Raw genomic sequence first — 12677 nt, 5'->3', positions numbered from 1 at the left:
GGGCTTCAGCCCGATTAAATGTTGTCGGCGCTGAAGCACCGGTTTACGTTATTTTCTAACCTGCTATATGTGGGGCTGAAGCCCAAATTGAATCACGCCGGTTACAACCCGCCTAAAGGCGGGCCCTATTGAGCGATACTTTTATACCCGAGAATAAAATAAACAATCATTAAGAAAATACCCTCTTTCCTAAATATGGCAAGAGTTTCAATTCTGCTGCCGGGCTAAACCTTCATATCTCACTTCTTCAGAAAGTACTCCAAAAACCCATAAGCCACTTCATTAGACTCCGGATTCGGGGTATGCTCGGGTCTGTTGGTCATTGCAACACGATGCTTGTAGCCCAGTAAATTATTAACAGAGACGGCGTGATTCAGTGGGATCCAGCGATCTGCAGGATCTTCAGATCCTCCCGAAACGAGAAACGGTCGTGGAGCCATGAGTGCATGCAATTCCTGAAGATTATACCCTTCTGATATAAGTTTTGGGTATAAGCCTTGTGCGGGATTTTCTTCGGTGATTAATCCTCTTTTTCGCCAGGGCTGAGGATGATAACCCAGATACCAGGGTTCCCAATAATTAATAGATTCGCGGGAATCTTCGAAAACAATACCCGGATCCGACCAAACCGCACAGGCAAATTTCTGATACAGACTGGAGGCAAACATTGCCCATTTTCCTCCGTAAGAATGACCCATAATACCAATCCGTTTCGAATCAACATTCTTAACTTTAGCAAGCACATTCCAGGCATTCGCAGCAGCATAAGCTAACATCGATAATGGCTGAACACTTGCATTTTGAATCCCCGGGTAATAAATTGAGTAAGTTCTGGAATTCGTGTTTTCTGTTGTACCTAAAGAAAGTGTCACAAATCCCCTTTTGCAAAGCTGATAGGCAAAATCCCGATCAGGAAGATCAGGACTTCCTAAACCTGCAGCAGTTTCGGGTTCATAATAAACAGTAATCACTGCAGGCTTTTTTCCTTTGCCATCAGGAACCAAAAGGTAGCCAATCGTCTTCTGACCGGGCACCCAGCTAAACCTGACCTGATACTGGGTAAAGCCATCCCTGCGGATTGTATCCAGAAACTCCATTTTCTGATCTGTTATGAGCGCAGGCCATTTGCCCATCATTCCATTCCAACGATCAAGGATTTCAATCCGCCTTTTCTTCCAGTCAGCAGGATTTTTCACTTCCCTCCCATCATAAAATTTTAATGGGGAACGATATTCCCCATATTGATCTTTAAACTGATCAGGACTAGAGAAATACGGCGCAATCTTTTGCCAGGCTGTTTCCTTACTTCCAGTTTGTGCAGTACTGTTTTGATAGAACAGTGGAAGAATGAACAGAATTTGGATAATACGTATGGTTAAAGTCTTCATCTATTTGAGATATTTTTCAAACCAGTCGAGCATTTCAATCTTCATATCATCAGTGAAAACATGCCCTGTATTAGGATAAATTATACTCCTGAACTTATCTTTCTCCTTATAAAGTGAGTAAACCGTATCTAATTTTTTCTCAAGGGTTTTCATGCCACTTAAGGGTGAACCGGCATCACTGTCTCCGGTTAAAGCCAGAAAAGGCCTTGGAGCAATGAGTCCCATGACCGCTTCAGTATCAAAGTGTTGCAACATACCAGGGACAAAATAATAGATACCGTGAGCTTTTAACTCTCTTTGTTCAATAAGTTCCTTGTACCTGGTAAAGCAAGCGATCCCAACCACAACCTTTACTCTTTCATCAAGTGCTGCCAGCCACCATGCCCTGGTACTTCCCATACTCATCCCTTCTACACCTATCTTTTCTGAGTCAATCTCGGGTCTGGTATTCAGATAATCAAGAGCGATCTGTTCATCCCGGATTTGCATGCCCCATAAGGAGCGGCCAAACCATAGATTGATCTTAAAAGTTGAAGTTTCCTGATCAGGGCCTTTGGACTGGGTTTCGCGTGCTCCGGCCGGACCTGTTCCACGGCGTTCACCATTAAAATAACTATCGATAGCCATTACTGCATATCCCTTTGATATCAGCAGGGCCAATACATCCTGAGCCGTACCAGAATTAGATCCAAAAACATTGTCCTTACTGCTACCATGTCCATGCATTCCCAAGATTACCGGCACTTTACCTTTCACATTGGTTGGAATAGCAAGGTATCCCGGAATCATGCCATCCACTTCATTATCAATCAGAAATTTTTCAAGTATATAGCCGTTCATCTGCTTACGAAAAATTGTTTTTACTTTCAGATCTTTAGGACGGGCAGGTATATCACCGAGCAAACGCTCCAGGGTAGCAGCCACCTTAAGCCTGTCATTTTTCCAGGCAGGCAAAGTGGAAGGAAAATTAAAATCCGGATAATTCCATTTTTGGTAATATTCAGGAACTTCTTCCCAGGCTTTTTGTTCTTTCCAAAGCACTTCCTGTGCTGCTACAGAATTAGAAATCCCGGATAGAATCAGGATTGATAACGATAAACAGAGAATGTAAAATTTCATTTCACCTTTAATTTAGTTTGAAAATTTCTTAATATAATATCTTCATATATAAGTCTTTAGGCCCTTGTGGCTTCCGAAATAAGCTTTGCAGAAAGATCTTTTCCGAGAAATTTATCTATCAGTTTATGTACGCCATAAAGAAATGGGGTCATCAGTATCGCAACTATAAATTTATAGGTGTAATTAACCAATCCGATGGCTGCAACCATCTGCCAGCTCCAGTTATATTGGGGATTAAGATAGAATGCGATGAAGATAACCACAAAACTGTCGATCAATTGAGATACCAGGGTAGAACCGGTAGCCCTTAACCACAGGAAACGCTCACCAGTAAGCTTCTTTATACGTTGAAAAATAATTACATCTGCCATTTGTCCGATCAGAAATGCGATAATAGAACCGGCAATAATCCACATCCCCTGTCCGAAAATTCCATTAAAGGCTGCGTTCATATTAACATCCACTCCATCAATAGTTTGATTGACCCAAAAGCCGGATGGAACCAGTTCCATTGCAAAACCAACTACTATAAAAGCATAGCTAATCAATATTGCAGCTAATATGGACAGAAATCGAACCTGTCTTACCCCAAAGTACTCATTGATAATATCTGTCATGATAAATATAAGCGGCCAGGTTACTACCCCGGCAGACATATTAAAAGAGAGGTCAGGAACGCCGAACATATCTATATTGAATTTCTCCATACCCAGAGAACCCTCAACAGTAAATATTTTAACCCCGATAAACTCAGCTAGAATAGCATTGGCCACAAGGAATGTGCCCAGAACGAGTAAAAGTCGACTTTCTTTGCTTTTATAGGTCATTTATACTTGTCAATTTGAAATCAAAATAATAATTAAATCCATAGAATTATAAAACATTCTAAATCAGGAAAATTAAAAATATCTAATTTAGATTTTAATATGCACTTAAAATCCAAATTGCCGGAGGTAGGCACCACAATTTTCACCATAATGTCTCAACTGGCTACAGAGTATAAAGCCATCAATTTATCTCAGGGATTTCCCGACTACCAATGTTCAGCACAATTGGTTGAGCTGGTCAATCATTATATGAAGTCGGGGCATAATCAGTATGCTCCAATGGCGGGCCTCTATTCACTGAGAGAGCGAATCGCTGAAAAACAGGAAAAGTTGCATCTGGCAAAGTATAATCCTGATACTGAAATAACCATTACTGCGGGTGGTACACAAGCGATTTTTACTTCGATTGCCTGTGTAATACAGCCAGGTGATGAAGTAATTATTTTTGAGCCTGCTTATGATTCATATACACCTTCTGTTGTTCTGTTTGGAGGGCTAGTCAGATCTGTAGAACTAAGTGCTCCAGATTATACCATCAACTGGGAGGAAGTCAGGCAGCTTGTCAATGAGAAGACACGAATGATCATCATCAATACTCCTAATAACCCGACGGCAAAAACCCTTCTTGAAGAGGATATGGCAGAACTGATCAGTATTACAAGAGATAGTAATATTCTGATCATTAGTGACGAAGTGTATGAGCATTTGGTTTATGATGGGACGAAGCACTTTAGTGTTTCGCAATACCCCGAACTAATGGAAAGAAGTTTTATTACAGCCTCTTTTGGCAAACTGTTACATACCACAGGATGGAAAGTGGGCTATTGTCTGGCACCTGAGTGGTTGATGAAAGAATTCCGTAAAGTTCATCAGTTTGAAGTCTTCAGTGTTAACTCGGCAGTACAATATGCCATCTCCGATCATTTATTAGATGAACGTAATTATTTGGATATCAGCGGTTTTTTTCAGACTAAGAAAGATTATTTTTATAACTTAATGAAAGAGACAAGGTTTGACCTTCTTCCATGTTACGGTTCATATTTTCAACTGGCACAGTATAGCAGGATAAGTGACGAAGGGGATACCGATCTGGCGCAAAGGATAATCAGGGAATTTGGTGTAGCCACTATACCTGTTTCTGCATTTTATAGTAAGGGAACTGATTACAGGGTTTTACGCTTTTGTTTTGCCAAAAAGCAAGAAACCCTCGAAAAGGCCGTTATTAAGTTAGCTCAGATTTAACAGCAACCAAATCGGAACATTTACGTATGAATATCATTGAATGGATACGCTAAAAATCACAACCTTCCAGGCTTACCTTTTCTGGGAGAACATTGAAAAAAACCTTCAAAACCTTGGGTTGAGACTTTCCTCAATACGTGAAAAAACCGACCTCATTGTGCTGCCTGAAATGTTCAGCACTGGCTTCTCAATGAATCCTGAGAATCTTGCCGAAGAAATGGATGGTTTAACAATGAAGTGGATGCATCAGCATGCAAAAAAGTTTGACAGTGTCTTAACCGGCAGCATCATTATTAAGGAGGATAAAAAATATTTTAACCGCTTGATCTGGATGCGTCCTGACGGCACTTATGACTATTATGATAAAAGGCACCTTTTTGGTTTGGGCGAAGAAGACCAACACTATTCAGCCGGAAATAAAAAACTATTTGTAGAATTACATGGCTGGAAAATTTGTCCGATGATCTGTTATGATCTCCGCTTCCCTGTATGGCTCCGAAATAAAGATGAAGAATATGACATGCTCCTGATTGTAGCTAATTGGCCTGAACGCCGTTCTCTGCATTGGCGTACGCTTATACCGGCAAGAGCTATAGAGAACCAGGCATTTGTTGTTGCTGTAAACCGGGTGGGACATGATGGCAATGAAATCTACCATTCCGGTGACTCGATGTGTATTGACCCTAACGGTAAAGTGATCTATTACAAACCCAATGATGAGGATCTTTATACATTTTCAATAAACAAAGAAGATCTCATTGCTGCAAGGGAAACATTCCCTTTCCTGAAAGATGCCGACAAGTTCAAAATAAATATAAAATAAGCAATCCTGAATTTTCAAACAAAAAGATTCCTGCTAAGTCCTGACAATGGAAATAAAACATAGTGAGAATGCCCATAAAGGCTCGTTTTACGTTGAAGAAAACAATTCAGTTCTTGCAGAGTTAAGCTATAGCTTTGCAGGAGCTGATAAACTGATTCTGGATCAAACCAATGTTTCAATAGAATTAAAAGGAATGAAAATAGGAAACAGCCTGATTGAGGCCGCAGTAAATTACTCTAGAGCAAAAAATATTAAAATTGTACCGCTTTGTCCCTTTGCAAAAGACTTGATTGAGAGTACTCCGGAATTCAGGGATGTGCTTATCCAAAAAGATCTTGGATAATTTTGGATCATTGTTTACCAGTTAAAGTAAATTTTTAGTCAAATGTGCCATCTATGACTTTAAAACGAGAATTTATTAACGTTTTTAAAAGTATGCCCTCCTGTTTTATCAAAATTATTAGACAAGCAAAATGAGGTTCCTTTTCAGGCTTTCCCGGACACTAGTGACTTTGGATTCTGGTATTATTTTTCATCTGTCAGTCGTTTCCTGCATTCCTCAAGCCGGGCTTTTTCAGCTTCTGAAAGCTCAGGCAGTTTCATATTCATTTCTTTAAATGTGTCTACAATGATCCTGCTGATTGCAATTCGGGTAAACCATTTTTTATCCGCAGGAACAACGTACCATGGGGCATGCTCTTCGGTGGTAGCTTTAATAGCCTCTTCATAAGCAATCATATACTGATCCCACTTTTGACGCTCATCAATGTCGGCTGAGGAAAATTTCCAGTTTTTCAAAGGTTGATCAATCCTTTCAAGAAATCGCTTTTTCTGTTCCTCTTTTGAAACATTCAAAAAAAACTTTATAACTACTGTACCATTCCTGCTGAGATGCTTTTCAAAGTCCCGGATACTCTCAAAACGCTTTTCCCAGAATGCTGCATTGATATCTTTCAGACTTTCAACTCCTGCAATTCCCTCATTAAGAACATATTCAGGATGAACCTTACAAACCAATACATTCTCGTAATGGGAACGGTTGTGTATCCCAACCCGGCCACGTTCAGGCAAAGCTTTGTAATGGCGCCATATAAAATCATGATCCAGTTCCTCGGCACTGGGTTGTTTAAAACTATAAACCTGACACCCTTGTGGGTTTAAACCACTCATAGTATGTCCTATTGCACTATCTTTTCCGGCAGCATCCATTGCCTGAAAAATAATAAGGAGAGAGTTTTTATTAAGAGCATACATTTCCTCCTGCAAATTGGCCATCTCAGCCCCCAGTTCTTCAAGCAGATTAATGGCCTTATCTTTTTTATAATCTCCGGAAAATCCGGGATCATGTTCTTTCAGGCTGAATGGTGCGCCTTTTGTAATTTTGAACTGATTAATGATAGCATCCATATAAAAATCTTTGCCAGCAATTTAAAACAATTTTTATCCCTTTAACGTTATTTTGACGGTATTTAGAAATTCTTAGAATTTTACCGCATATTAATCATGATTTCCTCATATTTACCCTATGTTCAGAAGAATTAAAAACAAGCCACTTCGTTATTCTGCAATAGTTTTTTACTTAATTATCCTGTTTTTTTGCGCACTGGAACTTAATTTTTTGTGGCTTTTTGGTTATTCACCCTCTATAAAAGATATTAAGAGTCCCAGTATAAATATTGTCTCCGAACTTTATACTACTGATGGTAAACTGATTGGAAAATATTACGTAGAAAATCGCACACCTGTTGAATATGATAGCATATCTCCTGCAGTGATTGATGCTTTGGTTGCGACAGAAGATGTACGATTTTTCCAGCACAGCGGGATTGATGTACGCTCTCTGATCTCAAGTATGATATCAACCGCTACGGGTGACCGTCGCGGAGCCAGTACAATTACCCAACAGCTTGCAAAAAATCTATACAGTACACGAAACAGGAAATCCCAGGGACTCATCAAGTATATTCCAATTGTCAGAACCGTAATTTTCAAGTTGAAAGAATGGCTCACCGCATTCAAACTTGAGAAATATTATTCCAAAAACGAGATTCTGACACTCTACCTTAATACTGTACCATTTGGCAATAATACATTCGGAATAAAGACTGCATCCAAACGGTATTTCAATAAAGAGGTAAACAAATTACAGGTTGAAGAAGCCGCACTGCTTGTCGGGATGCTGAAAGCAACCACCACGTATAATCCAATCCGAAATCCTGATAAGGCACTTGATCGCCGGAACACAGTACTCAGCCAGATGGAAAAATACGAATATCTGAACGCATCTGAGTTTAAAAAGTATAGTCAGCGGCCACTTAAACTTAATCCCGGAAGCCTCGATGAAGGCAGTGACGGCGGATCCTATTTAAGGTCAGCTGTTTCAAGATACCTCGAAAAATGGTGCGAAGACAATGATTATGATCTGTATGCCGATGGACTGAAAATTTATACCACCATAGACTCCAGAATGCAGAGGTACGCAGAAGAAGCTGTTAATGGTCACATGAAGATCCTGCAAAAAAGATTTGAAAATGTCTGGGGAAACGAAAACCCATGGCGCACATCAGATGGAAAAGAAATTCTTGATTTTCCTGAAAAAGCGGCACAGAGGCTTCCCTATTATGACTTCTTGAAAAAAAGATTCAATAATAATCCTGATTCAATCAACTATTATTTGAACAGGACAAAAAAAATGAAGGTATTTAACTGGGACGGGGAAAAAGAAGTACAATTCTCTACAATAGATTCCATTAAATATTATGCTAAAATTCTGAATACCGGAATGATGTCTCTGGATCCGTTTAATGGGCATATTAAAGTATGGGTTGGCGGAATTAATAATAAATATTTCAAATATGATCATGTAAATCAGGCCAAAAGGCAGGCAGGATCAACATTCAAACCCTTTGCATACCTGGCCGCTCTCGAATCCGGAATGAATCCCTGCGATAAATTTACTGATGAAGCGGTAAGGATTCCCTATTCTATCAACAAAGGGAAAACAATTTACTGGGAACCCAAAAACGCAGATTACAGATTCTCCGGAAGGCAAATGTCTTTACGCTGGGCTATGGGCAAGTCTGTCAATTCAATTACAGCACAAATCACTGAAAAAGTTGGAGCTGAGAATGTGGTAAAGTATGCACACCAATGTGGAATTGAGAGTGATCTGAAGGCTGTTCCTTCGGTCAGTCTGGGACCAAATGATGTCAGTGTTTTTGAAATGGTAAAAGCATATGGTACTTTTCTGAATAAAGGAATCAGGACAGAACCCATATTGGTAGAAAAGATTACTGATTCAGAAGGAAACCTGATAGTGGAGTTCAAGGCCGAACAGAAAAGAACTCTTACTGAAGAAATAGCATGGCTGATGATCTACATGCTTCGGGGAGGAATGGAAGAGCCTGAAGGAACCTCCCAGGCCCTGTGGGAATGGGATCTGTGGAAGAATAATAACCAGATAGGTGGCAAAACAGGAACATCGTCTGACTATGTAGATGGCTGGTATATGGGTGTTACTAAAGATCTGGTTACCGGGGTTTGGGTTGGTGCTGATGAGCGAAGTGTACACTTTAAAACATCCCAGACCGGTGAAGGATCGAGAACGGCCCTTCCAATTTTCGGCAAATTCATGGAAAAAGTTTATAAGGATGTATCATTAGGTATAAAACCTGGGCCATTCCCTAAACCTGGAGTAGAAATTACGAGAGAGTATCAATGTGTAACCGCTTATAGCCGGCCCGATACGACGGCGATAGACTCAGCATTTATTGATTCTTTATATATCCCATTTGAAGCTCCTGACACATTAGAAGCACCAAATTTAATTATCCGAAGTACTACAAATCCGAATGTTCAGGAGAACAGGGGTAATCAATCACAGGAAAACAAGCAGCCCGCCAACAAGAAAACAGAAAGTCCGGTTGAGGTACAAAAATCACGGAAAGAGATTAGGGAAGAACGTAGACAGAATAAAGCAAAACAAAATAATTGATTTATGATTTAATGACCTGATATTTTACTTCCCGGGAAATCAAAATCATTAATTTTACGTAATTTAGAAAAAGTCCATTTCATTATATAATATGAGAGAGCGTAGTATTTGCCGAAAAATGCCATCATTTTGGCTAATCATAATCTTATTTACTGCCATTTTTTTTAGTGCCGCTATTGACGCACAAGCACAATATTTTGGTCAGAATAAGGTCAGATATAAAAACCTTAAGTTTAAGGTTTATGAAACCCCTCACTTTGACCTGTACTATTATCTAAAAAATGATAGTCTTGTACAGCGTTTTGCGAAAGAGGCTGAGGTTTGGTATGAATTACACCAGCAGGTATTCAGAGATACCTTCTTAAAGAAAAATCCATTTATACTTTATTCAAACCATCCAGATTTTCAACAAACCACCGCCTTAATGGGTAGTATTGGGGTTGGTACAGGTGGTGTTACCGAAGGACTAAAAAATAGGGTGATCATGCCCATTTCCCAGTTAAATCACCAAACAAGGCACGTATTAGGTCACGAGCTCGTGCATGCTTTTCAATACCACTCATTGATTGAGGGTGACTCAACCAACCTCGAAAACATAGGCAATTTACCTTTATGGATGGTAGAAGGTATGGCAGAATACCTTTCGGTAGGAAAGCAGGATGCTTATACATCCATGTGGATGCGTGATGCATACCTGAACAAGGATATTCCTTCTTTAAGAGACCTGACAACAACCAATAAGTACTTCCCATATCGCTACGGACAGGCATTCTGGTCGTACATTGGTTCCACATACGGTGATACAGTCATCGTCCCACTCTTTAAGGAAACTGCGAAATATGGCTATGAAATGGCTATTCGCAGAACTTTTGGATATGATGAAAGAACATTATCCAGTCTTTGGAAAACAAGCGTTGAGAATACCTACAGGCCATTTCTTAAAGACACTGCCCAAACACCAATTGGGAAAAAGATAATTGATGATAAGAATGGTGGGGCTACTTACAACCTTGCTCCGGCCATATCACCTGATGGAAATTATGTTGCATTCCTGTCAGAACGTGACCTCCTCAGCATCGATCTCTTTCTTGCGGATGCCAAAACCGGAAAAATCCTGAAAAAACTTTCCAGTAAGGCAAAAAGCGGGCATATAGATGAATACAATTTTATAGAATCAGCGGGCGCATGGTCACCCGACAGTAAAAAGTTTGCTTTTAGCGCATTCAGCGGCGGTGTAACCAAACTTCTGGTGGTAGATGCTACAAGCGGCCGTTTGCTTTCTACTGAAGCCATGGGCAATGTTGAAGAATTTAGTAATGTTACCTGGTCACCTAATGGGAATGACGTTGCGTTTTCAGGGCTGAGAGAAGGTCAAAATGACCTCTATCAGTTTAATCTGCGTACCAAGGTCCTGACCCAATTAACCAATGATAAATACTCGGATTATCACCCGAGCTATTCAAGAGACGGACGTTCGATTGTTTTCAGTACCGACCGTACCACATTCGATAAATCAGCCATCGGTGTTGATATAACAATGAGCCTGGCTGTTTTGGATATAGCCACTAAGTCTGTTAGTAATCTGGAGGTTTTTGACGGAGCCAATAACCTGAATCCACAATATTCGGGCGACAATAAGAGTATATATTTTCTATCCAATAGAGATGGTTTCAGAAATCTGTACCGCTATTCACTCGATAATAAAACAGTGGAACAGTTAACTGATTATTTTACAGGGATTAGCGGAATCACTGAATACTCCCCTGCCCTGAGTGTTTCAAACAATGATGACATTTTATATTCCTATTACAGAGCACAGAAATACACTATATATAACGCAAAAGCTACCGAATTTAAACCGAAGGAAATTGGTGTTCAGGAAATAAATTTTGATGCAGCTTTATTACCACCCACAAGATCTGTCGGTGTAAATATTATCAATGCTAACCTGAATAATTTTGAGCGCTTTGAAAGAATTCCTAAAGATTCGATCCGCACTATTGCCTATAAGCCTAAATTCAAACTTGATTACCTTTCAAGTAATGGAGTTGGAGCATCAGTTGGTAGGTTTGGAACCGGGCTTGCAAGTGGTGTTCAAGGTGTTTTCAGTGATATACTTGGTAGAAATCAGATCTTTGCAACAGCGGCAGTAAATGGAGAGATTTATGATTTTGGTGGGCAGCTAGCCTATGTAAATCAGCAAAGCAGAATCAATTGGGGAGTAGTTGGTTCGCATATTCCTTATGTTTCTGGGCAGGTTTCAGCCACTGTAGAAAATCTGCCTGGAGTTGGGCCAACTTATATTGAAAATTATGATATCATTCGCACCTTCGAGGATCAGTTTTCTGTTTTTGCATCTTACCCATTTTCAAGAAACCATCGCTTCGAGACAGGAAGCGGCATTTCCAGGTACAGCTACCGTATAGACCGTTTTAGTAATTATTACGATTATAACAGTGGTTTCCCAATCGGTGCAGACCGCCGAAAACTTTCGAGGGACGATGCATCATCTTTTTATGGAGTGTTTTTTGACCCTTTTACTACCATACAGTTAAATGCAGCATTTGTTGGGGATAACTCCTTCTCAGGTATGACTGGCCCTCTGGATGGTTTCCGATACCGGGTGGGAATTGAAAATTATCAGGGAGACTTTAAATTAAATGCAATTACCGCAGATGCAAGAAGATATGTCAGGTTGAAACCCATTACCATCGCAGGCAGAATTTATACTTATACCCGTATGGGCCGTGATGAAAACCGGCTTTTTCAAATGTTTGCAGGTAATGGATTCTTTATTCGCGGTTATGATGCCAATTCATTTTACCGGAATGGAGCAGCATCTAATAGCGGATCAGGAGAATTTGATATTAATCAACTAGTTGGTTCCCGAATCGCTGTTGCTAATTTCGAATTGCGTCTTCCATTCACAGGCCCTGAGAAACTGGCCGCTATTGAATCCAAATTTCTTTTTTCAGATCTGAACCTGTTCTTTGATATGGGTCTTGCATATGATAATGACTCAAAAGTGGCCTTCCGCTCATCCCCTAGGACTATAAATGGGTATATGGAACGTATTCCTGCGACGAGTGCAGGTGTATCGCTTAGAGTCAATGTATTCGGTTACTTTATCTTAGAACCCTATTATGCTATACCTTTCCAAAGGAAAGATATTAAAACCGGAATATTTGGTATGACATTCGCTCCGGGATGGTAAACAAAGAAAGCGGCCTTCGGGACCGCTTTCTTTGTTTAAGGGAAAACTCTTTCTAATGCAATTTCGTACT

The 12677-nt window shown here is 40.0% G+C and carries 9 protein-coding genes; 5 read left to right on the top strand and 4 right to left on the bottom strand.

Going from position 1 to position 12677, the window contains the following annotated elements:
* Positions 1 to 239: 239 nt before the first annotated feature.
* Genes Q8S11_RS00470 through Q8S11_RS00460 form a run of 3 tightly spaced genes read right to left on the bottom strand, consistent with a single transcriptional unit; the run spans position 240 to position 3334 of the window.
* Positions 240 to 1388: a S9 family peptidase gene (locus Q8S11_RS00470; RefSeq protein WP_305660105.1), complete on the bottom strand. Its 1149-nt coding sequence runs from the start codon at positions 1386 to 1388 to the stop codon at positions 240 to 242.
* On the bottom strand, positions 1389 to 2507 hold the full coding sequence (locus Q8S11_RS00465; protein ID WP_305660104.1) for a dienelactone hydrolase family protein: 1119 nt from the start codon (positions 2505 to 2507) through the stop codon (positions 1389 to 1391).
* Positions 2508 to 2563: 56 nt separating this feature from the next.
* On the bottom strand, positions 2564 to 3334 hold the full coding sequence (locus Q8S11_RS00460) for a queuosine precursor transporter (RefSeq protein ID WP_305660103.1): 771 nt from the start codon (positions 3332 to 3334) through the stop codon (positions 2564 to 2566).
* 99 nt (positions 3335 to 3433) lie between these two features.
* Here Q8S11_RS00460 and Q8S11_RS00455 point away from each other — a divergent pair, with 99 nt between their 5' ends.
* The 3 genes from Q8S11_RS00455 to Q8S11_RS00445 are packed head-to-tail and all read left to right on the top strand — an operon-like array spanning position 3434 to position 5742.
* The gene (locus Q8S11_RS00455; protein ID WP_305660102.1) at positions 3434 to 4576 is read left to right on the top strand and encodes a methionine aminotransferase; all 1143 of its coding nucleotides are present in this window, start codon (positions 3434 to 3436) and stop codon (positions 4574 to 4576) included.
* 40 nt (positions 4577 to 4616) lie between these two features.
* Positions 4617 to 5399, top strand: a complete 783-nt coding sequence (locus Q8S11_RS00450) for an amidohydrolase (RefSeq protein ID WP_305660101.1) — start codon at positions 4617 to 4619, stop codon at positions 5397 to 5399.
* A gap of 46 nt (positions 5400 to 5445) precedes the next feature.
* Positions 5446 to 5742: a GNAT family N-acetyltransferase gene (locus Q8S11_RS00445; RefSeq protein ID WP_305660100.1), complete on the top strand. Its 297-nt coding sequence runs from the start codon at positions 5446 to 5448 to the stop codon at positions 5740 to 5742.
* Positions 5743 to 5924: 182 nt separating this feature from the next.
* Here Q8S11_RS00445 and Q8S11_RS00440 read toward each other — a convergent pair whose 3' ends face one another.
* Positions 5925 to 6806: a polyphosphate kinase 2 family protein gene (locus Q8S11_RS00440; RefSeq protein ID WP_305660099.1), complete on the bottom strand. Its 882-nt coding sequence runs from the start codon at positions 6804 to 6806 to the stop codon at positions 5925 to 5927.
* Between the two features lie 118 nt (positions 6807 to 6924).
* On the opposite strand from Q8S11_RS00440, the gene Q8S11_RS00435 reads away from it, so the two are divergent.
* Positions 6925 to 9393 carry a transglycosylase domain-containing protein gene (locus Q8S11_RS00435; protein ID WP_305660098.1) on the top strand — a complete coding sequence of 823 codons (2469 nt, stop codon included), beginning with the start codon at positions 6925 to 6927 and terminating at the stop codon, positions 9391 to 9393.
* Positions 9394 to 9484: 91 nt separating this feature from the next.
* Positions 9485 to 12607: a basic secretory protein-like protein gene (locus Q8S11_RS00430; protein WP_305660097.1), complete on the top strand. Its 3123-nt coding sequence runs from the start codon at positions 9485 to 9487 to the stop codon at positions 12605 to 12607.
* Positions 12608 to 12677 lie beyond the last annotated feature (70 nt).

The sequence above is a fragment of the Daejeonella sp. genome (assembly GCF_030695525.1).
Classification (GTDB): Bacteria; Bacteroidota; Bacteroidia; order Sphingobacteriales; family Sphingobacteriaceae; genus Daejeonella.
This window is presented reverse-complemented; position numbering and strand designations above follow the sequence as displayed.